Below are 20984 nucleotides of genomic sequence, written 5' to 3' on the forward strand. Positions count from 1 at the left end.
GTAAAAAAGGGGAGCAGGTCAATTTCATCAAGCATCACGATGAGCCGCTCCATTTATTCACCAGTAGCCAGAGCAGGCGTCAACAGGTTCGGTTGTACATTCTGTCAGCAGACAGTGCAGGCAAACCTGCTACGCTTGAAATGAGGAGCACAGCAATTCACCGCTCCTGACGCACGATGCGAATGGCCTTGCCATTCGGCGAAGAGGCGTGCACTCAAGGCGGAGTAGCAGAGGAAAAATATGCTTAAAAGGAAAAAAATAAAGCCCATCACCCTTAAGGATGTGACCATCATCGATGATGGTAAACTGAAAAAGGCGATCACCGCGGCCTCCCTGGGCAACGCGATGGAGTGGTTCGATTTTGGCGTCTACGGCTTTGTGGCCTACGCCTTAGGTAAAGTCTTCTTCCCCGATGCCAACCCAAGCGTGCAGATGATTGCCGCGCTGGGTACCTTCTCCGTACCATTTTTAATTCGTCCGTTAGGCGGCCTGTTCTTCGGGATGCTGGGCGATAAATATGGTCGGCAAAAAATTCTCGCGATAACTATCGTGATCATGTCGATAAGTACTTTCTGTATCGGCCTTATTCCGTCGTATGCCACGATAGGTATCTGGGCACCGATCCTGCTGCTGCTGTGTAAAATGGCGCAAGGCTTCTCGGTCGGCGGTGAATATACCGGGGCGTCGATCTTCGTCGCGGAATACTCTCCTGACCGCAAGCGCGGCTTTATGGGCAGCTGGCTGGACTTTGGCTCCATCGCCGGGTTTGTGATGGGGGCCGGCGTGGTGGTTCTCATCTCCAGCGTGGTGGGTGAACAGAACTTTCTCGACTGGGGTTGGCGTATCCCGTTCTTCCTGGCGCTACCGTTAGGTATCATTGGTCTCTACCTGCGCCATGCGCTGGAAGAGACGCCGGCGTTCCAGCAGCATGTTGACACCATGGAGCAGGGCGATCGTGAAGGATTGCAGGACGGGCCGAAGGTCTCTTTTAAAGAGATTGCCACCAAGCACTGGCGTAGCCTGCTGACCTGTATCGGTCTGGTGATTTCCACCAACGTGACTTACTACATGCTGCTGACCTACATGCCGAGCTATCTGTCGCATAACCTGCACTACTCGGAAGATCATGGGGTGCTGATCATCATCGCTATCATGGTCGGGATGCTGTTTGTACAGCCGGTTATCGGTATGCTCAGCGACCGTTTCGGCCGTCGCCCGTTTATCCTGATTGGTAGCGTGGCGCTGTTTGCCCTGTCGATCCCGGCCTTCATTATGATCAACAGCAACGTGACTAGCCTGATCTTCGCCGGCCTGCTGCTGCTGGCGGTGGTGCTGAACTGCTTTATCGGGGTGATGGCCTCCTCGCTGCCAGCGATGTTCCCGACGCACATCCGCTTCAGCGCCCTGGCCAGCGCCTTTAACATCTCGGTGCTGATTGCCGGTCTGACGCCAACCCTGGCGGCGTGGCTGGTGGAGACCACCCAAAACCTGATGATGCCGGCGTACTACCTGATGGTTATCGCGGTGGTGGGTATGGCGACGGGCCTGTCGATGAAAGAGACGGCTAACCGTCCGCTGAAAGGGGCGACCCCGGCGGCGTCGGATATCCAGGAAGCGAAAGAAATCCTTGGCGAGCACTACGATAACATCGAGCAAAAAATCGAAGATATCGATCAGGAGATCGCCGATCTGCAGGCAAAACGGTCGCGCCTGGTGCAGCAGCATCCGCGTATCAACGACTAACCGTTTTCACTGCTAATCATGCCGCCTGGGGAAACCCCGGCGGCATTTTTTATGCCTCCGGCAAGGCCAGGCCGTGACGCCGCTGCTGGCTGAGTTTACGGTACTGCTGCGGCGGCATGCCCACGTAGCGGGTAAAGGTGCTGTAGAAGCGGCTGCTGGAGCGAAAACCGGCGGTAAGGGCAATATCCAGGATGGTCTTGTCGGTATCGCTCAGCAGCGCCCGCACATGATTGATACGCATGGCGGTTATGTACTGCTTCATGGTCTGCTGCATCACCCGCTGAAAGACCCCCATCGCGTAGTTCGGGTTGAGCTTCACGTGCTCGGCAACGGCATTGACGGTCAGCGCCTGGTCGTAGTGGGCAGCGATAAACTCCAGCATCTGGCTGACATAAAACTGCGCGTGGCGCGAGACGCTGTTCTTGTGGGTGCGTGAGGTTTTATTGACCAGAATCGGCTGCCAGCCGGCGAGGCTCAGCCGCTTCAGCATCAGGGCGATTTCATCGATCGCCAGCTGGCGTATCTGTTCATTCTCGTGGCTCAGTTCCTGCTGCCAGCGGCGTACTTCGAAGGCGCTCAACTGCTGCGCGGCGAGGGATTTAATCACCATCCCATGGGTGACGTGGTTGATAAGCTCCCGGTCCAGCGGCCATGAGAGAAACAGATGCATCGGCAGGTTGAATATCGCCATCTGCTGGCAATCGCCGGGGCGGGTCAGCTGATGCGGCGTACAGGCCCAGAACAGAGTGATATAGCCTTTCTCAATGCGCACCACTTCGTTATTAATCAAATACTCCACGTCGCCATCGAACGGCACGTTGACCTCCACCTGGCCGTGCCAGTGGCTGGTGGGCATGGCGTGCGGCGGGCGCAGTTCGATATCCATACGCTGATACTCGGAGTAGAGCGCCAGCGGGCTGCGGCTCTGCTTTTCGTCGCTGCTGCACATAAAGGGATCGGGGGGCAGAGAGGTGAAGCGGTGTTCCATCGTTAGCGTATTCCTGAATTGTCAGAGTGGCTGCATTTTTCGCCAGAACTGACGACAGCTTAGCGGAAGAATCGGCCCATTTTCTCTCCTTTTTGCTCAATCTGTTCCCGAAATCTCAGATTTTGTGGCGCTTAATGGCCGATCTGAGCTTTCGGGAATGCTCCGGCGGGAACAGGGCAGCGCAGCGGGGAGCGGCGTGCCACTCTGCAAGTGTTCAATGACCTGATGGAGAGTGCGTGATGTCTGCCCCAAAAATTACTTTTATCGGCGCCGGTTCGACGGTGTTCGTCAAAAATATTCTCGGTGATGTTTTCCAGCGCCCGGCGCTGAAATCGGCGCATATCGCGCTGATGGATATCGATGAAACCCGGCTGGAAGAGTCGCATATCGTGGTGCGCAAGCTGATGGATTCCGTGGGCGCGAACGGCGAAATCAGTTGCCACCGCGACCGGAAAACCGCCCTGCAGGGCGCCGATTTTGTCGTCGTTGCCTTCCAGATTGGCGGCTATGAGCCCTGTACCGTCACCGATTTTGCAGTCTGCAAGCGCCACGGCCTGGAGCAGACCATTGCCGATACGCTGGGGCCGGGAGGCATTATGCGCGCGCTGCGCACCATCCCGCACCTGTGGGCTATCTGCGACGATATGAGCGAGGTCTGCCCGGACGCCACCATGCTTAACTACGTCAACCCGATGGCGATGAACACCTGGGCGATGTACGCCCGCTACCCGCATATCAAGCAGGTGGGTCTGTGCCACTCGGTGCAAGGCACAGCGGAAGAACTGGCGCGCGACCTCGATCTCGATCCGGCGGATTTACGCTACCGCTGCGCGGGGATTAACCATATGGCGTTCTATCTGTCGCTGGAGAAAAAGCTCGCGGACGGCAGCTACGTCAGTATCTACCCCGACCTGCTACAGGCCTACGCCGACGGGCGGGCGCCGAAGCCGAACCTGCACGGCAACCCGCGCTGCGAAAACATCGTCCGCTATGAAATGCTCAAAAAGCTGGGCTACTTTGTCACCGAGTCCTCGGAGCATTTCGCCGAATACACGCCATGGTTTATCAAGCCGGGCCGCGATGACCTTCTCGCTCGCTATAAAGTGCCGCTGGATGAATACCCTAAACGCTGCGTCGAGCAACTGGCCAACTGGCATCAGGAGCTGGAGAGCTATAAGCGCGGGGAGCGCATTGGGGTGAAACCCTCCCGCGAATATGCCAGCACCATCATGAACGCCATCTGGACCGGCGAGCCAAGCGTGGTGTACGGCAACGTGCGCAACGATAATCTCATCGACAACCTGCCTCAGGGCTGCTGTGTGGAAGTGGCCTGCCTGGTGGACGCCAACGGCATCCAGCCGACCAAAGTGGGCGCGCTGCCGGCGCATCTGGCGGCGCTGATGCAGACCAATATCAACGTGCAGACGCTGCTCACGCAGGCGATCCTCACCGAAAATCGCGATTACGTCTATTACGCCACGATGATGGATCCGCACACCGCCGCGGTGCTGGGGATCGAAGAGATCTACGCGCTGGTGGACGATCTGATCGCCAGCCACGGCGACTGGCTGCCGGCCTGGCTGCACCGTTAATCCTCTTATGCCGCCGGGGGCAACGAACCCGGCGGTGCCTGTCACGCTCTATCAAACGCTGAAGGAGGCGCTGGCGACAGCGACCTGGACCCTATGAGTATTTCAATGACAACAAAGCTCAGCTACGGATTTGGTGCCTTTGGTAAAGATTTCGCTATCGGTATCGTCTACATGTACCTGATGTATTACTACACCGATATTGTTGGCTTATCGGTCGGGGTGGTTGGCACCTTGTTCCTGGTGGCAAGGATCCTCGATGCGATAGCCGATCCGATCATGGGATGGATCGTTAACTGTACGCGATCGCGATGGGGGAAGTTCAAACCGTGGATCCTGATCGGCACGATAACCAACTCGGTGGTGCTGTATATGCTGTTCAGCGCCCACCACTTCAGCGGCGGGGCGCTGCTGGCGTGGGTGTGGCTAACCTACCTGCTGTGGGGCTTCACCTACACCATCATGGATGTGCCGTTCTGGTCGTTGGTGCCGACCATTACCCTCGATAAACGCGAACGCGAGCAGCTGGTGCCTTACCCGCGCTTTTTCGCCAGTCTGGCGGGATTTGTCACGGCCGGCGTCACGCTGCCGTTCGTCAACGCCGTCGGCGGCGCCGATCGCGGTTTCGGTTTTCAGATGTTCACTCTGGTGCTGATCGCCTTCTTCGTCGTTTCCACCCTCGTCACCCTGCGCAACGTGCATGAGGTTTACTCCTCCGACAGTGGTGTGAGCGAAGACTCCAGCCACCTCTCACTGCGCCAGATGGTGGCGCTGATCTATAAAAACGATCAGCTGGCCTGCCTGTTAGGCATGGCGCTGGCCTATAACACGGCGGCGAACATTATCGCTGGCTTTGCGATTTACTACTTTACCTACGTGATTGGCAGCGCGGAGATGTTCCCGTATTACATGTCCTACGCCGGGGCGGCGAATTTGCTGACGCTGATCCTGTTCCCACGACTGGTAAAAGGGCTGTCGCGGCGCATTCTGTGGGCGGGTGCTTCGATCATGCCCGTGCTGGGCTGCGGCGTGCTGTTGCTGATGGCGCTGGGCGGCGTTTACAACATCGCGCTGATTTCGCTGGCCGGGGTGCTGTTGAATATCGGCACTGCGCTGTTCTGGGTGCTGCAGGTTATTATGGTGGCCGATACCGTCGACTATGGCGAATATACGATGAATATCCGCTGCGAAAGCATCGCCTATTCCGTTCAAACGCTGGTAGTCAAAGCCGGTTCGGCGTTTGCGGCCTGGTTTATCGCCATCGTGCTGGGTATCATCGGTTACGTGCCGAATGTTGTGCAGTCGCCCCACACGCTGCTGGGGATGCAGGCGATTATGATTGCGCTTCCGACGCTCTTTTTTGCCCTGACGCTGTTTCTCTATTTCCGTTATTACAAACTGAATGGCGATATGCTGCGACGGATTCAGATTCACCTGCTGGATAAATATCGCCGGGTACCGGAAAATGACGTCGAGCCGGAACGGCCGATTGTGGTACCCAATCAGGTGTAAAAAGCGTGCGAAAACCGCTGACGAAAGAGGGGAGGGATGCTCTCTTTTTGAGCAAAAAACAGTGTCTTAAAAAAACAGAAAGAGAAAAATTTAGTTCTCTATTTTATCTCAATTATTTCTCTTTTTGAGCGTTCTGGACTGTTTGTTTCTCCGATTGTTCTCAAATAAAACTCAGAATTGTCTCTTTTTCGTGCTCTTGCGCTGCTTTTTAACTCTTGCTACTCTTTTTGGGTCTTACATTTTTCTCTTATTTGTCTCAGTGATGGAGCAATGCAATGCGCATTTTTATCGATGATGGTTCAACCAATATCAAAATGCTGTGGGAGCAAGATGGCGAAACTTTCACCCATATCAGCCCCAACAGTTTTAAACGCGGCTGGTCTGCCACCTTCGGTTCGGGGAAGCCTTTTAACTACACGGTGGATGATGAAAAGTACTCATTCGACCTGATCACCCCCGATGCGCTCCCAACCAATAACATTGACTGGCAATACAGCCCGTTGAACTCCATCGCTGTCCATCATGCGCTGCTGACCAGCGGTCTTGAGCCGCAGGATGTTGAAATTGTGGTCACCCTGCCGCTGACCGAATTTTATGATGAAGATGCGCAATATCGCCTCGACAATATTGAGCGCAAGAAAAAGAGCCTGCTGCGCGACGTTAAACTGAATAAAGGCGTGGTGTTCAATATCACTAAAGTTACCGTGCGCCCGGAATCGATTCCGGCGGGCATTAGCCTGTGTGATGAGCTGAAACCGTCGCATTCGGTGCTGATTATCGACCTTGGCGGCACCACGCTGGATATTTCAATGGTCGCCGGGCAGATGACCTCGGTTTCGCGCATTTACGGCGACCCGAAGCTGGGCGTATCGCTGGTGACCGACGCCGTTAAGCTGGCGCTGGCCCGGGCGAATACCGACACCTCCAGCTATAACGTCGACCAGATAATCATCAACCGCCACGACGAAGAATACCTGACCGACAACATCAACGATCCGGATGCGGTTTCTGAGGTGAAGAAGGTGATCAATAACAGTATCGAACGTCTGACCACGCGTGTCCTGACGGCCATCGATAGCTTTAAAGGCTATTCGCACGCGATCGTCATTGGCGGCGGCGCGCCGCTGGTTGCCGACGCCATTCGTGAACGGATGGGTCTGCGCGAGGATCGTTTCGTGGTGGCTGAAGAGCCGCAGTTTGCCCTGGTGCGTGGTCTGAAAATTATTGGTTAAGGAGCGTCTATGACTCTGGATCGCAGAAAAGTGCTGATTTACCTGCGCCCGGATATCAGCGCCAGCGAGCGCTTCGCGGACGCAAAAATTGAGGCCCATCACCGTGGCGACCGCGGCGATATGTCGCGTACCGCGCTGCTGGCGGGGCTGGCGTTAGGGGAAGTCGATAGCCGCTTGCCGTCGATGCTGGCGGCGCTGCTGGCGGAAGATACTAAACCGGAAACGCTGCGTAAGATGCTGGCCTCGTTCCTTGAGATCCAGCCGGCCTCTCCCGCCCCGGCAGCCGCGCCAACAGCCGCCCCGGCTAAGGCGCCGGAGCCGCCCGCGCCGGTGAGCGAGAGCGTCTCCGCGCGTAATCTCGCCGGTTCGTTACCGGATTAAGCGCTATTCCCGGTTTGCGCGACCCGGGAAACTCCCCGGCTTGCGCTGCGCTTAGTTTGTATGCCGGGTATGGCGTAGCCGCCACCCGGCATACAGGCGGCTCCCTGGCTGGGGCCATGCCCGGCGGCGCTACTGGACTGACCCCATAAAGTTGGATGGTTCATATTAAGCGGCTCTCAGAGCCTGGGTTCGGTACTCTACCGGACTCAGGCCTTTTAATTTCAGGCTTATCCGCTCGTTGTTGTAGTAATGGATATAGTCCTCTACGGCTTTTCTTAGCGCACTGACACTCCTGAACTCCCTCAGATAAAAACACTCCGATTTCAGGGTCCCGAAGAAGTTTTCCATCACTGCATTATCCAGGCAGTTTCCTTTACGCGACATACTCTGCGTCATCCCATGCGCCTTTAAACGTTCCTGATAGCTCCTCATCCTGTAATGCCAGCCCTGATCCGAGTGCAGCAGCGGAGCATCTCCCGGTCTGAGCTTCGGGAACGCACCGTCCAGCATCGTATTCACCATCTCCATCACCGGCCTTTCCGACAGGCTGTAGGCGATAACCTCCCGGTTAAACAGATCGAGAACTGACGACAGGTAAAGCTTTTTTCCCTGTACCGGGAACTCTGTCACATCTGTTACCCATTTTTCGTTGGCTTTTGACGCACCGAAGTTCCGGCTCAGGATATTGGGCGCGGCCTCGCCCGTTCTCCCTTTCCAGGCACGATATTTTTTCGCCCTTATCACAGACCGGAGTGACAGTTCTGCCATCAGCCGCTGCACTGTTTTATGGTTTATCCGCAGCCCCTGTTTTCTCAGTGCGAGCGTGATCCTGCGGTAGCCATAACGACCTTTGTGATAGTGGTATATCTTCCTGATGTTCTCTTTAAGACCCGCATACCTGTCCCCTTGCTTCAGTGCATTCATATTGTAATACCACGTGCTACGGGACATACCGGCCGCCCGCAGAAGGTCCCGCAGAGCGTGTTCATGCCTTAGTTCACTGATTATCAGGGCTTTTTGCCATTTTTTTCGCTCTGAACCAAGGCTTTCAACTTTTTTAGATAGGCATTCTCTGCCCGCAGATAACGCAGTTCGGCCCTGAGTTCTTCGGGGGAGAGTTTTTCCAGCTCTTTATCTGTTAGTGGTGGGATATTTTTTGGCTTTGTCATTTTTCCGGGCCGTCCGCATTGTATGTTTAAAAGACCTTCCGCTCCGGCATCGTTGTACACGTCGAGCCAGCGCCGGACAAGTATTTCTGCGGAGAGATTAAACCGGGCAGCCGCTTCACGCATCGTCAGGCGGTCACTGATAACCGCCCGGACGACCACGAGTTTAAATTCATCGGAATAATGATTATTTTTTGCAGTCAGGCCTTCTGCACCGTGGAACTGCCATGCCCTGACCCAGCGACGGACAGATGTTCTTTCAATACCAAAAAGGTCGGCTGTACTCTGTTCTCCGTCTTTACCGGACAAATAATGATTAACCACAGCCAGTTTTGTTTCAGGGGAATACTTTGGTTTAGCCATAAAATTGCACCTTACTCAGTTGGGTGTCCAACTTTTGGGGTGCAGTCCATACGCTTGCGCGGGCCTACGGATCCAGTGTAATGGTGGGTCCAGTGCCATTTGTAGGCCGGGTAAGGCGTAGCCGCCACCCGGCGCGAAGACGGAACGCCACGACCCGGAATGTCGGCCCTATCCGTGGGCGAGGAAGCGCGCCAGGCGCTGCTGCAGCAGGCGATTTTCGCGGGTCAGCCGCGCGTTCTCATCCAGCAGGGTCAGCGCCACCGCAATTCCCGGCCAGTCCAGCTCCAGCTCGTTACGCAGGCGTACCGCGCGATGCACGATCGTCACCGCGCTGTCGTCGAACAGCCAGGTGTCCGCCTGCGGCTGGTGTGGCTCAATCATCCCTAAGCCGACGATCTCCGTCAGCTCCTCTTCCGACACCCCGGTACGCAGGCACAATTCGGTAATGGTAAACGTCACTGTTACTGTAGCCATCAGGCTTTCCCCCATGTCTTACGCGGATCGAAGCTGGCTTCGGCGGCGGCCAATTGTTGCCAGAGCTCACGCGCTTTTTCATCTGGTTTTGGCGGCATCACTATTTTAATAACGGCGAACAAATCGCCGGTGTGGGTTTTGCTCACGAGTCCTTTCCCTTTGATACGCAGTCGCTGCCCTGCCTGACTGCCCGGTGGCACCGTCAGCAGAATGCTCTCTTTCAGGGTGGGCACCGTCACTTTCGCGCCCAGCGCGGCCTCCCATGGCGCCAGCGGCAGGACGATCTCCAGGTTATGACCGACAATATCGAATAGCGGATGCGGGGCGATGTGGATAACCAGCCACAGATCGCCGTTCGGGCCGCCATTCTCCCCCGGCGTCCCCTGGCCTTTCAGGCGGATACGCTGACCATCGACTACCCCGGCGGGGATCTTCACATTCAGCGTTTTCGGCGTTTCGCTTTCGATCATGCCAAACACGTTGTACACCGGCAGGTTATAGCTGATGGTGCGCGTCTGCTCGGCCAGCGTCTCTTCAAGGAACACCGCCACTTCGATCTCCAGATCGTGGCCGCGCGCCGCGTGTTGACGACGACGCTGATGCGCCTGCTGGCCAAACATGGAGGAGAAGATGTCGTCGAAATCTTGCTGACTGTAGCTCTGCTCGTGGGTCTGTCGCTGGCGACCGAAGCCGGGATCGTTGCGATGCTGCCAGAGCTGATCGTATTCGGCGCGCCGTTGCTCATCTTTCAGGACTTCCCAGGCTTCGGCGAGATCCTTAAATTTGGCTTCGGCATCGTTTTCTTTACTGACGTCGGGGTGATATTTGCGCGCCAGGCGGCGGTAGGCGGTCTTGATGGTTTTCAGATCGTCGGTTGGTTGCACCCCGAGAATGGCATAATAATCCTTCAATTCCATGATTTTTTCTCATCTATGCTCAGTGCGGTGGTTACATATTCCCTGGAACAGGCGTCAGTATAAAGCGTAGGGCAAATGCGCCCTGACGGGGAAGAAAAGTGGCGGAAACTTGACGCCGTCGGGGTCGACGGCGCCGTGGATAAGATTAGTCCTTCGCCTGCGGCCGTGGGCGGCGGCGCCATCCGGTGAATAGCACCAGCAGCGCGCCGACGGCGCCAGCCAGGCGCGCGGTGCCCTCGCCGGCGCTGGGAAACAGCTGGCGAATGGTAGGGTCGCTGACCAGCATTGACCCGGCAATCCAGCCGATGAGCATCCCGCCCAGCAGCACCACCGTGGGAAAGCGGGTGAGCAGGACCAGCACCAGCTTGCTGCCGGCGACAATAACCGGAATGCTGATCGCCACGCCGAGGGCGACCAGCGCAATGTGCCCTTTCCCCGCAGCAGCTACCGCCAGTACGTTATCCAGCGACATAATCACATCGGCAACGGTGATGGTGATCGCGGTGCGCCACAGGCTGCCAGAGCTGCTAACCTCGCTCTCTTCTTCCTCATTCCTGACCAGCTTGATGCCAATCCACAGCAGGAGCAGCGCGCCGACTATTTTCAGCCACGGCAGCGACAGGAGATACAAAGCGATCGCCAGCAGCAGAACGCGCGCCAGGATGGCGCCCACGGTACCGATGATGATCGCTTTGGTGCGTTTCTGCGGCGGCAGTTTGCGGCAGGCCATGGCGATCACCACGGCATTGTCGCCACCCAGCAGTAAGTCGATGGCGACAATCTGCAGCATAATCACTGCCATGTCCCATTGTTGAAGAAATGCATACATATCGAGAGAAACCACCTGAAAAAAGAGCAAGAAAAACCGCTGCGCAGGGTACTCCGCCTGGGCCGCGTTGACCACTGGCGCAGACCTGCGCTATCGCGCGGGAAAGAGAGAGCCTGAAAAATAAAGTTACGAATCAAGGCGCCGTTGGGCAAGGCTTCGGCGAAAAAGGGTGATATTTTGTCACCCAGACTCACCTGCCGTTCACTTATCGCAAGGATCCCCACTATGTCTGGCCACAAGAAATACCTCTCTGTCGCCCTGCTGAGCGCTGTCTTACTGCCGGCGATGGCCTCTGCCGCTGACGCGCCGGCGACTTTCACCCCGGAACAGGAGGCGAAAATCGGCAAAATCGCCGCCGACTATCTGGTCGCCCACCCGGAAGTCCTGCTGCAGGCGAGCCAGAAACTGCAGCAAATTCAGGCTGAGCAGCAGGCCAGCGCGGCCACTCAGGCGGTGCTGAAGAACGCCGCCGTGTTGACCCAGGATAAAAATACCCCGACCTACGGCCCGGCCAACGGCAAAGTCACGGTGATCGAATTCTTCGACTACCAGTGCGTCTACTGCAGCCGTCTGGCGCCGGTGATGGAGCAGGTGATTAAAGCGCACCCGCAGACCCGCTTCGCCTTCAAAGAGTGGCCGATTTTCGGCGGCCGCTGGGAAAGCTCGCTGGAGGCGGCAAAAACCGGCCTGCAGATCTATCAACAGAAAGGGGCGGATGCCTATCTGGCCTACCATAACGGGATTTACGCTACCGGCCATAACGAAGGCAAGCTGACGACGGCGGATATCCAGCAGCAGGCGAAGAAAGCCGGCTTTGATGCGAAGAAGGCCGCCGACGTCGAACCGGTGCTGCAGAGCATTAACGATCTGGCGCAGGAGATTGGTCTGAGCGGCACGCCGGGCGTGATCGTGATGCCGACCACCGGCGCCACGGAAGCCAGCATCACCGTCTTCCCGGGGCTGGCAGACAAAGCCTCGCTGGAAGCCGCCATCAAAAAAGCCGGCGGCTAATCCCCGGCGTATTACCTGTCCAGGCCGCCGACGGCGGCCTTGCTCTCATGCGTCATCGCTCTCTTCCTGCGGCGGCGGTAACGCGTGGCTTTTTAAATCAATAATCTGCCCGATTTGATCGTGGTAAACGGTGAGCAAATTATAGCGGCTCATCTCCGAGATAATCTGCGGCGCGACGTTAAAGCTGCTCGCCAGCTCATCGTCGCGCAGAGCGAGCACCGCGGTATGACGCCGGGTATGGGCGCGGCGCCGGTTGTAGTGATACCAGAGGATCAACAGCCAGCCGTTCAGCGCGGCAATCAGCAGATACACCAGCGCCGTATTCAGGGAGTCCATCAGCGATTCCCAGCGCGGAGAGGGCGGCGCGATGAACTGCATCAGCAAATTGGCGTACAGAAAGAACAGAAAACCGAGCCAGGCCAGCAGCGTTAAGCCGGCGTCGACCAGCCGGGGCAGCACCCGATGTTCGGTTAAGATGAGCGTATTTTCATTCATCACAGGCTTCCTTTTCCCCGGTCCGGACTCACCCAGCGCGCGCGGGAACGTTGACGTTTCACCATCACTTTCGGAAAAGCGACCAGCGTGGTCAGCAGGCCGATCATCCAGTAGACCATCGGGAACCAGATCACCCAGAACAGCGATTTGGCGACCTTTTTCTCATAGCGCCGCTCGATATACAGGCTGGCGACGAACTGCAGCAGGCACATCAGGCCGAGCAGCATGCCGGTGAATTCCGGTGGAAACAGGCTATGCACCGCCAGATTGTCAGGCAGCGGCATCAGGCGGCTGAGGATAAACAGCAGAATGGTGATCGCGTAGGCAAAGGCCCACAGCGTGGAGCAGGCATACTCCAGAAACAGCGGCCACATCCGGTGATGCTGCCAGTGAAACAGGCGGCGCAGATTGACCAGAAAGACTTCGGCGCCGCCCTGGGCCCAGCGCAGACGCTGCTTCCATAACCCTTTGAGGGTCTCCGGCATCAGGATCCAGCACAGCGCTCGCGGCTCGAAAAAGATGTCCCAGTGGCGGAGCTGAAGCTTCCAGCTGATATCAATATCTTCAGTGATCATATCCGGGCTCCAGTAGCCGACGTCCGCCAGCGCCTGGCGCCGGAAGGCGGCGATTACGCCGGAGACGGTAAAGACCCGGCCATAGATCCGCTGCGTCCGTTTGATAAGCCCAATGATCGACGAGAACTCCCCAACCTGAATGCGGCCGATCAGCGTGGATCGGGTGCGGATCCGCGGATTGCCGGTGACCGCCCCGACGTGCGGATAATGGATCAACGGCGCGACCAGCCAGGCCGCGGTATCCCGGTCCAGCAGGGCGTCGCCATCGATGCAGACCAGCAGATCGCCGCGGGCGGCGGCGGCGCCCGCTTTGAGCGCCACCGCTTTTCCCTGATTGGCGGCCAGATGGATCACCCGCAGCCTCGGCTCCTCCTGCGCCAGCTGCTGGAGCACCTGGGCGGTGTTGTCCGAAGAGCCGTCGTTAATCGCGATCACTTCAAGATTGGCGTAACGCTGGGCCAGCGCTGCGCTGATGGTTTCCCGGGCGTTTTTCTCCTCGTTAAAGCAGGGGATCAGGATCGAGATCAGTGGATTGCCCGGCAGCGTCGGCGGCGGGGTATCCTCCCCCCACGGCCAGTGACGTTCCAGCTGAAACCAGAAGTAGAGACCCCCGGTGATCCACAACACTGACATAAACAGCGGCCAGAAAAAGACAAAGTCGAGGATAAGCTCGCCGGTAAATACCGCTGCGACACCTAACGGCAGCCCGAATACGAGGCATAAAATGCACAATGCGATAATGCGATCAGTCATGGTCAGGGTACCACCAGGAAGAAAATTGCGGCCTGATACGAGAGATATCAGGCTGGTTGTTAATAAAATCGTCAGGGTAGTAGCCGTAGTTTTTGACGCCGTTCAGCCGCAGCAAACGCATCCAGTCCGCCAGCTGCTGGTCGGGAATGGCGTTTTGCTGGCGTCGATTCCAGTCTCTGGCCTGCAGTTCAAAGATGGTTTTCTTCAGCGCGCCCGGGTGGCGGGCGACGGCCTGCACCAGCCGCGTCAGCCAGGCCTGGCTGGCGTCGATCGGCACGGACTCCATCAGCGGCATCGCCATGGGGACCGTCCAGTCATAGGCGGCAAGGAAGTCATCCAGATTCTGCGCAAACCAGGCTTCGCTTTGCGGCTCCAGGATCGGCAGGGCGAAGAGATTACGCGCCGTTTTCACCTGCGGGCCGCGGATGGCCTGCACTGCCTGGCGTAGATCCAGAGTGAAGCGGGTCAGGGTTTGGCTTTTGAAACGCATCCATGCCTGGCGCTCTTGCGGACGTTGGGGCACCGGGGCGGCATCGTGCGCCATACCCGTCTGCCGCCAGGCGGCGACCGCCTCCGGGCTCACGTCTTCAAAATCGGTCAACACGGCGTCGTCGTGAAACAGAATCCCGCTGAAGCTGGCGTGTCGGGCCAGATCTTCGTAGATGTCGGTGATCTGCTGGCGAACCCGGGGATCCCAGGGCGACAGACGGACGTACGGCTGGCGGGCAAGTAACGCCTTCCCGGTTTGCGGATCCCAGCGCTGAACGCGCGGCAGATCTGAGGCAAGATCGAAGGCCAGCACCGGCATCCAGGCATAAACCTTCACATTGCCGCGGGTCTGCAACTGCCAGGAGACGAAGTTAAACAGGTCGGCGCGCATCGGCAGCCAGCGGTTGGGGAAATAGAGCGACTTGACCGTGCCGTCGCCCTGCGGGTCGGAGAAGGCCTGCAGAAAGACGTGGCTGATTTTCATGTCATAGACGCGCTGCACCAGCTTATCGATATTCTTTGCCTGCTGGACGGGATTGGGGTCATAGACATAGTCCAGATCCACATGCATCACCCGAACAGGATCGGCTTCCTGAATCTGGGTCACGGCGCTGGCAAAGGCCTTGAGCGACGGGTTACCGGCGATCAGCAGGCGTGGAATATTGTCCAGATCCTTCACGTTGCCCAGGCCGTCGTTCAGCGTAAACGCCAGCTGATACCCTTGCTGTTTGGCGATAGTCAGGGTGCTGCCGCTGGCGGCGCCGTAGGGCCACACCCAGGCGCGCGGCGTTTTCCCGGCAACCTCATGGATTTTCGCCGTCACTTTCTGCACGTCATCTGTCATTCGCCGGGTAAACTGCGCGTCGCTTTCATAGCGGCCGGTGGTTTTATCCCAGCCGCGGTTGGCGGCGGCAGGCTCGCGGCTGCCCTGCGGATTGGCCGGCAGACCGTAGTGCGAGGCCCAGGTGTGAGCGCCGATCTCCACCAGCGGCGAGCGGCTGAGCTCGCGCACCATCTCCCAGGTAGCGAAGCGCTCGCGCGGCGTCATCAGGCCGCCAAAATTAACGGGCTGACCAGCGGGAGTGTCCACCCAGCTGCCCACCGGTGCCCACAGCGCCGGGACGTTCCAGGCTTTAAGCAGCGGCCATACGCGGGTGTAAAAGCTGCTGTAACCATCGTCAAAACTGAGGAGAAAAGCCTTGGGCGGCAGCGACTTTAAGCCATAATGCGCATCGAGAATGTCCTGAACGCTAATCGCATGGTAGCCGTTATGCAGCAGCCAGGCGATCTGCTCATTGAGTGCGCTGGTGCGCACCGAAAGATAACGCTGGTCGGCGGCATCGTCTTCGACGTCATGGTAGGCCAGCACCAGAAAGCGATCCGCCGGCCAGGGTTGATTGGCCTCCAGTTGGGGGCGCTGCTGCGGGGCGAGGAAGGGGACTTCCTCAGCACGCACGCTGAAGATAAGGCACAGCCAGATGAGAAGCATCGGGCCGTTGCGCAGGGTCGTGTTCAGCATGGTCATCCTTAAAACCGTATATTTGCATCAAGAGTGATGGCGAGGTTGTTTTCACGTTTGCCGTCGTAGGGGCGCTTATCCCAGTTCAGCATCAGCCCGGTGTCGACGACGTTGTTCCAGCGCAGGCGCTGCCCGTAACCCAGCACCGTGATCGCCCCGGCGGCGTGATTTTTTTGCCAGTAGCTGCCGCCGCCGGCCAGTAACTGCTGGCTCCAGACGGTGTCATAGCGCTGGTAAAGCGTGTGATCGACGGCCAGCGCCGCGGTGGCGGCGAGGTCCCGTGCCGGACTGTAGTAGGCGGTGTCGGTGCGGCTATTGGCGCTGGCCGACAGACCGGGCTGCAAATCCAGCGTTAACCATGGGGTTTGCCAGAGGCGTTCTTTACCGGAGAGGGTGTACTCCTGGCGGCGGTTGCGATCGGTAAACCGGCTGGCGGCCGCGCTGAAGCGGTACTCCCGGCGTTCGTTTGGAGACCAGCGCAGCCAGCCTTCGCCGCGGTTGGCGCTGACGCCGTTGCGTAACGCGCGCAGCGGCGTCTGCTGCGAAATCCGCTCCAGTTCGCCGCCCAGCTGCCAGCGATCGCTAACGTCATGGGCGGCGGAAAGGCGGACGCCGGGCTTGTTCTCGTCGTGAAAATTGACGCTGGAGAGCTCAAGCTCGCCCCAGTAGTCGCGCGGACGCCATTCAATACCGGCAAACAGCTGGCGACGGCTGCCTTTCCCCTCTTCAAAATTGCCTTCAGCGAAGCGGTGCCCGCCGAACAACCGCCAGCTGTCGGCTAGCGGCGGGCTGTAGATCGCCGTCTCAAAACTGAGGTCGTGCGTGCCGCTCACCGGGTTGTCGGAATGCAGCCCTTTGCCAACGCTCAGGCGCAGCTCGGAGAGATGATGGATCTCGCGCGCTCTGGCCAGGCGCTGGGTGTTCAGATCCCGTGGCGAGCGGGCGACGACGTCGTCAGCCAGCAGATCCATTTGCCGCCACTCCTGCAGATCGAGGGCGACCCAGGCCTGCTGGCGCTCCAGCTGCAGGCTGGCGGGTTCCAGAGATTCCGCCGCTTTTAGCTGGCGTTCGGCTGCCCGTGGCAATCCTCTCTCCTGCAGAAGGGCGGCATAGTCTATCTGCAGGCCCTGGTTTCCAGGGGCCGTCGCCGCCAGGCGCTGCATTCGGGCTTCGGCCTGCGGCAGGTCGTTGGTAGCCGCTAAATAGTGCACGTTAAGCGACTGTGCGGTGAGCCAGTCGTCGTTCGGCTGCGGCGTTGGCGAGCCGTAGAGACGACGGATGTAGGGCGCATTCCTGGTGAGGCGGGCAACATACCGTTGCGCCGCCGGGTACTGACCGGTGTCCAGCAGAGCGTAGAAAAGCTCGTGTTCCTCATTCTGTTGGCTTGTCAGCCACGAAGGATGCTGGTGGATAAGCGTCAGCGCAGGCTCAATTTGCTTAAGGGCGATAAAAGAGGAGATGACCCAGCCGATGGCCCAGTCGGGAACGGTCTGCTGCTGGGCGATCAGGCTTTGGTATTCGCGGATGACCTGCGCGTACTCGGCGCTGGCGTACAGCGCGCCCAGACGATCAATACGCGCCCGGATGATGTCGGGCGCAGCCTGTGGGTCGGGGTGCCAGGCGGCGATCATCGCGTCATACTGCGTGAGCGCCGTGCGGGCCAGCGCGTAACGCGCCTTTTCTTCGCGGGAAGGGGTATCGGCAAGGCGCACCAGTTCGGCGGCGGCGTTCAACTGCAAGTTACGCTTTTCCGCAGGCGTCAGTTCGACGCTATTCGCCAGGCCGAGAGCAGGGGAATCAATCCGGTTGCGGGTCAGGGTCGCCATCAGGCTGGCCAGCGCGGTTTTGTTTTGCGGTTCACGATCGAGGATCTGCGTGTCCACCAACAGCTGGTCCCAGCTTTTGCCCAGCCGCAGGTAGACATAGGAGAGCGTCTGCAGGTGCGCAACGCTCGCCTGCTCCGCCACCAGGCGACGAGCTTCGCTGAGCGCCTCGCCGTCCTTGCGGGCATCGGCGAGCGTTTTGATATAGCCGATACGATAGTCGTCGCTGCCAGGGGCCTGGCTGAGTGCCTGCTGCCAGAGGGTGAGCGAGGTTTGCCACTGCTTCTGGTTGCGCAGGGCCTGCGCCGCGGCGGCGGTGCCCCGTGCGGGAAGCGGCATATAGACCTGGTAGCGTCGCCAGACTTTCACCACTTCATCGTCCTGACCGGCCCAGAGGGCCACCTGCAGCCAGTCCGCCACCTGAGAAGGGGTTAAGGCATGCCGCAGCTGGTACTGCTGAAGGTAACTGAGAAAGGGGGCGTACTGACCTTGGCGCGCTTGCAAGATTTGCTGGTCATAGAGTGAATCCGCTCCCTGAACCAGCGCCGGGAAGAGCAAAAGCAAGCCGATTGATAGCGAGAGTTTCGTGTTGCGATTAAACAATAACGTATTTGAATAAGGTGATCTTTCCATTTCTATTTGCCATATGTTCATCAAGAATCCATTGCACAACACGACCGTCCTTTGACGGTGAGTTAAAGGATGAGGATGGTCCCATTTAGCTGACTGGCACTGCAGGTGAATGACCTATTGCAAACTAATAAACATATCTCCTGTTGATGAATGAATGGGTAATTTATACCCGATACGGCAACCGATAAATATGGATAAATTATGGTCTGCGTTTTAAGATAATTCTGTAAAATCGACTTCATTCGAACGGAAGTGTTCAAGTTGATTTCTTTAACCTACTGATATAAATAAAAAAGAAAGTCAGGTGGAATTTTGTTTCAAAATGGCGGTGTGGCTTATATTTAGTTGGGGTTAGAGTTTTTTAGGCAATATTTAAGATGATTTCTGACAAAAATTCTCAATAGCAAAAAAAGCATCTTTTCTGTGGATTTTTTTTATTTATAATCAATCTGTTTATTTCCTGTCAGAACGCAAGGAGGGTTTTCACAGCCAGATTCAGATGCCGCGCTAATGATAAATCACAGGTCTCGTTATTTTCACCGCCATGCGAAGCGTTCCATAGGGGGAGGGAAAACGTCTGGTTGACGAGAATTTGTTGATTAAATGTTAAAGGGACGATTTGTGGCAACTTTAATGATATTGGTTACCCAGGATTACTATCTTTTTCAAGGTGTTAAGAATTTTTTTCCTGATATCATTCAGTTAGATTCTAGCGGAAAAGCGATTTTAGATAATGAGGTTGATGAAGTCTCTCTGCTGGTTGATAGCCGCTCGCCGCTTTGCCATTACGATTATCTCGTGCTGGCAGCGGCGAAATCCAGAAAGCGAATATGTTGTATCGTCCTCGATATGCGCCATCGGGAAGAGCATTTACTGAGCCTGAAATCGTTTTTAAACATGTCATTATCACCCGCGGATATGGCGACATTATTTGGCCTTTTTCTGGAGATGAATAGCAAGCGTCTGACCAAAGAGTGGTTTGACGATCTGCGCTTAAGTTTGTCTGAACAGTTAATGTTACGTTTACTCATGGCGGGGATGACCATGGAGGAGGTGGCCGTCAATCTCAATACGTCACTAAAAAGCCTTTACCGCAAGCGTACTGCGCTTTATGAGCGGTTGGGGTTAGATAATTTTAATGAAGCTTGCTTATTTATCTTTCGAAATAAGCTGCTGGAGCAGACCGAACGTTCGTTATGAAGCTTCGCTGTACAGAGAATGGATGTTATCGCAAGGTATTTGTTGACGAAAATATAATAAATTAAATAGATATTGATAGGTACAACCGTCGATACCCGGCGGTATCGATGATGGCATTCGGCATATAATTCTGGAGCTCTTTGGAAGTATTTACCGCCAATGCGGTTTGCTATGCACAGCGATTATTATAATGAATATATTCCTTGCGCCGCACAGGAATAGTTTTGTCATAAATTAACACTACCATGGTATTCCGACTCACGCGTCGGAATACCATGAGATATCGTGAAAGCATCAGAGGAGCGAGGTGGATGAGAATAAGGGACAGTATTGCTGAGCGATTAGAGGCATGCGGGCTCTACCGTCGGGCGGCATCCAGATGGATTGAGGTGATGCAGCGTTGTCTGGACGATGAGGACCGAGAGTGGATCCGTCACCATCGCAATCAGTGTCTGAAAAAGGCGCAACGTCCGCCGGCGCCGAAAGAGGAGTTTGCCGACCTCCACCAGGCGGCGAAAGAGACTCAATATCGTATGGGCATTGCGAAGCCCTATGGCGAAGCATTCAGGCTGCCCGGCAAAGGGAAAACGGCCGCCGAGTAATGCCTTTCTTCACGACGTTTGCCTGACGGCTTCGCCTTATCCGGCCTGCGGGTCCTCCACAGGTTCAAACAGCGTAGGCCCGCGCAAGCGCAGCGCCGCCGGGCGATACACATCAGACACCGTACCCGCGGTTGTGCCGGATGGCGGCATAAATGCCTTATCCGGCCTACGGGTCCCCCACAGGTTCAAACAGCGCCGGCCCGCGCAAGCGCAGCGCCGCCGGGTGATACACATCAGACGCCGTACCTGCGGTTGTGCCGGATGGCGGCATAAATGCCTTATCCGGCCTACGAGTCCTCTGCTGGTTCAAACAGCGTAGGCCCGCGCAAGCGCAGCGCCGCCGGGCAGCGGGTGATAGAACGGAGTTCGATGAAGAGTCCGGATGCAGAAAAGCAAAAACCCGCCTTTTAGGCGGGTTCTTTAAATAGTGGTGCCCGGACTCGGACTAACGCCGCAGGCGTTGAACAGCGCGCTTGCCGCGCTGGCCCCGAAGGGGTGAGCCGCTGTGCGGCGAATAATCGAACGGAGTTCGATGAAGAGTCCGGATGCAGAAAAGCAAAAACCCGCCTTTTGGGCGGGTTCTTTAAATAGTGGTGCCCGGACTCGGAATCGAACCAAGGACACGGGGATTTTCAATCCCCTGCTCTACCGACTGAGCTATCCGGGCAACGGGGCGCATTAAACCGTAAT

The 20984-nt window shown here is 57.1% G+C and carries 23 protein-coding genes; 11 read left to right on the forward strand and 12 right to left on the reverse strand.

All coding sequences use genetic code 11. From position 1 onward, the window contains the following. Positions 1 to 240 precede the first annotated feature (240 nt). Entirely contained in the window at positions 241 to 1743 is a 1503-nt protein-coding gene (locus KPHS_03460) for a proline/glycine betaine transporter (RefSeq protein YP_005224646.1), read from the forward strand. A 49-nt stretch (positions 1744 to 1792) separates the two neighbouring features. Here the strand turns inward: KPHS_03460 and KPHS_03470 are convergent, their stop codons facing one another. Beyond that, the gene (locus KPHS_03470) at positions 1793 to 2731 is read right to left on the reverse strand and encodes a DNA-binding transcriptional regulator MelR (RefSeq protein YP_005224647.1); all 939 of its coding nucleotides are present in this window, start codon (positions 2729 to 2731) and stop codon (positions 1793 to 1795) included. 239 nt (positions 2732 to 2970) lie between these two features. Here KPHS_03470 and KPHS_03480 point away from each other — a divergent pair, with 239 nt between their 5' ends. The 5 genes from KPHS_03480 (at position 2971) to KPHS_03520 (ending at position 7445) form a co-directional block, all read left to right on the forward strand. Next, on the forward strand, positions 2971 to 4323 hold the full coding sequence (locus KPHS_03480) for an alpha-galactosidase (RefSeq protein ID YP_005224648.1): 1353 nt from the start codon (positions 2971 to 2973) through the stop codon (positions 4321 to 4323). Between the two features lie 93 nt (positions 4324 to 4416). Then, the gene (locus KPHS_03490; RefSeq protein ID YP_005224649.1) at positions 4417 to 5832 is read left to right on the forward strand and encodes a melibiose:sodium symporter; all 1416 of its coding nucleotides are present in this window, start codon (positions 4417 to 4419) and stop codon (positions 5830 to 5832) included. 5 nt (positions 5833 to 5837) lie between these two features. Beyond that, positions 5838 to 5960, forward strand: coding sequence for a hypothetical protein (locus KPHS_03500; RefSeq protein YP_005224650.1), 123 nt, complete (start codon positions 5838 to 5840; stop codon positions 5958 to 5960). A gap of 147 nt (positions 5961 to 6107) precedes the next feature. Continuing rightward, on the forward strand, positions 6108 to 7064 hold the full coding sequence (locus tag KPHS_03510; protein YP_005224651.1) for a plasmid segregation protein ParM: 957 nt from the start codon (positions 6108 to 6110) through the stop codon (positions 7062 to 7064). A 9-nt stretch (positions 7065 to 7073) separates the two neighbouring features. Then, positions 7074 to 7445: a plasmid stable inheritance protein gene (locus KPHS_03520; protein ID YP_005224652.1), complete on the forward strand. Its 372-nt coding sequence runs from the start codon at positions 7074 to 7076 to the stop codon at positions 7443 to 7445. Between the two features lie 165 nt (positions 7446 to 7610). On the opposite strand, the gene KPHS_03530 is transcribed toward KPHS_03520, so the two are convergent. The 4 genes from KPHS_03530 to KPHS_03560 form a co-directional block, all read right to left on the reverse strand. Next, positions 7611 to 8396: an IS3 family transposase gene (locus KPHS_03530; protein YP_005224653.1), complete on the reverse strand. Its 786-nt coding sequence runs from the start codon at positions 8394 to 8396 to the stop codon at positions 7611 to 7613. A 56-nt stretch (positions 8397 to 8452) separates the two neighbouring features. Continuing rightward, entirely contained in the window at positions 8453 to 8974 is a 522-nt protein-coding gene (locus tag KPHS_03540; RefSeq protein YP_005224654.1) for an IS3 family transposase, read from the reverse strand. A 168-nt stretch (positions 8975 to 9142) separates the two neighbouring features. Beyond that, positions 9143 to 9448 carry a chaperone-modulator protein CbpM gene (locus tag KPHS_03550; RefSeq protein ID YP_005224655.1) on the reverse strand — a complete coding sequence of 102 codons (306 nt, stop codon included), beginning with the start codon at positions 9446 to 9448 and terminating at the stop codon, positions 9143 to 9145. Next, positions 9448 to 10365 carry a curved DNA-binding protein gene (locus tag KPHS_03560; protein YP_005224656.1) on the reverse strand — a complete coding sequence of 306 codons (918 nt, stop codon included), beginning with the start codon at positions 10363 to 10365 and terminating at the stop codon, positions 9448 to 9450. Before KPHS_03560 ends, KPHS_03550 begins: the two co-directional genes overlap by 1 nt. Before the next feature lie 75 nt (positions 10366 to 10440). Between KPHS_03560 and KPHS_03570 the strand changes: the two genes are divergently transcribed. Next, positions 10441 to 10554, forward strand: coding sequence for a hypothetical protein (locus KPHS_03570; RefSeq protein YP_005224657.1), 114 nt, complete (start codon positions 10441 to 10443; stop codon positions 10552 to 10554). Here the strand turns inward: KPHS_03570 and KPHS_03580 are convergent. Beyond that, positions 10511 to 11194: a putative transmembrane protein gene (locus KPHS_03580; protein ID YP_005224658.1), complete on the reverse strand. Its 684-nt coding sequence runs from the start codon at positions 11192 to 11194 to the stop codon at positions 10511 to 10513. The genes KPHS_03570 and KPHS_03580 overlap by 44 nt on opposite strands. Beyond that, the gene (locus tag KPHS_03590; RefSeq protein ID YP_005224659.1) at positions 11158 to 11388 is read right to left on the reverse strand and encodes a hypothetical protein; all 231 of its coding nucleotides are present in this window, start codon (positions 11386 to 11388) and stop codon (positions 11158 to 11160) included. Before KPHS_03590 ends, KPHS_03580 begins: the two co-directional genes overlap by 37 nt. Positions 11389 to 11419: 31 nt before the next feature. Between KPHS_03590 and KPHS_03600 the strand changes: the two genes are divergently transcribed. Continuing rightward, positions 11420 to 12205 (forward strand): putative DSBA oxidoreductase, encoded by a 786-nt coding sequence (locus tag KPHS_03600; protein YP_005224660.1) that lies wholly within the window; start codon positions 11420 to 11422, stop codon positions 12203 to 12205. 45 nt (positions 12206 to 12250) lie between these two features. Here KPHS_03600 and KPHS_03610 read toward each other — a convergent pair whose 3' ends face one another. From KPHS_03610 to KPHS_03640, 4 genes are read right to left on the reverse strand one after another with little or no spacing between them, the layout of a single operon-like run. Continuing rightward, the gene (locus KPHS_03610) at positions 12251 to 12700 is read right to left on the reverse strand and encodes a hemin storage system HmsS protein (protein YP_005224661.1); all 450 of its coding nucleotides are present in this window, start codon (positions 12698 to 12700) and stop codon (positions 12251 to 12253) included. Further along, positions 12700 to 14028 (reverse strand): biofilm PGA synthesis N-glycosyltransferase PgaC, encoded by a 1329-nt coding sequence (locus KPHS_03620; protein YP_005224662.1) that lies wholly within the window; start codon positions 14026 to 14028, stop codon positions 12700 to 12702. Before KPHS_03620 ends, KPHS_03610 begins: the two co-directional genes overlap by 1 nt. Beyond that, on the reverse strand, positions 14021 to 16036 hold the full coding sequence (locus KPHS_03630; RefSeq protein ID YP_005224663.1) for a putative polysaccharide deacetylase: 2016 nt from the start codon (positions 16034 to 16036) through the stop codon (positions 14021 to 14023). Before KPHS_03630 ends, KPHS_03620 begins: the two co-directional genes overlap by 8 nt. An 8-nt stretch (positions 16037 to 16044) precedes the next feature. Next, on the reverse strand, positions 16045 to 18492 hold the full coding sequence (locus tag KPHS_03640) for a poly-beta-1,6 N-acetyl-D-glucosamine export porin PgaA (RefSeq protein YP_005224664.1): 2448 nt from the start codon (positions 18490 to 18492) through the stop codon (positions 16045 to 16047). A 633-nt stretch (positions 18493 to 19125) separates the two neighbouring features. Between KPHS_03640 and KPHS_03650 the strand changes: the two genes are divergently transcribed. Continuing rightward, positions 19126 to 19692 carry a LuxR family transcriptional regulator gene (locus tag KPHS_03650; protein ID YP_005224665.1) on the forward strand — a complete coding sequence of 189 codons (567 nt, stop codon included), beginning with the start codon at positions 19126 to 19128 and terminating at the stop codon, positions 19690 to 19692. Here the strand turns inward: KPHS_03650 and KPHS_03660 are convergent. Beyond that, the gene (locus tag KPHS_03660) at positions 19687 to 19809 is read right to left on the reverse strand and encodes a hypothetical protein (RefSeq protein YP_005224666.1); all 123 of its coding nucleotides are present in this window, start codon (positions 19807 to 19809) and stop codon (positions 19687 to 19689) included. The two genes, KPHS_03650 and KPHS_03660, sit on opposite strands and share 6 nt — an antisense overlap. A gap of 272 nt (positions 19810 to 20081) precedes the next feature. Here KPHS_03660 and KPHS_03670 point away from each other — a divergent pair, with 272 nt between their 5' ends. Further along, positions 20082 to 20294, forward strand: coding sequence for a PerC family transcriptional regulator (locus KPHS_03670; protein ID YP_005224667.1), 213 nt, complete (start codon positions 20082 to 20084; stop codon positions 20292 to 20294). Between the two features lie 273 nt (positions 20295 to 20567). Continuing rightward, entirely contained in the window at positions 20568 to 20705 is a 138-nt protein-coding gene (locus tag KPHS_03680) for a hypothetical protein (protein ID YP_005224668.1), read from the forward strand. Positions 20706 to 20984 lie beyond the last annotated feature (279 nt).

The sequence above is a fragment of the Klebsiella pneumoniae subsp. pneumoniae HS11286 genome (assembly GCF_000240185.1).
Classification (GTDB): domain Bacteria; phylum Pseudomonadota; class Gammaproteobacteria; order Enterobacterales; family Enterobacteriaceae; genus Klebsiella; species Klebsiella pneumoniae.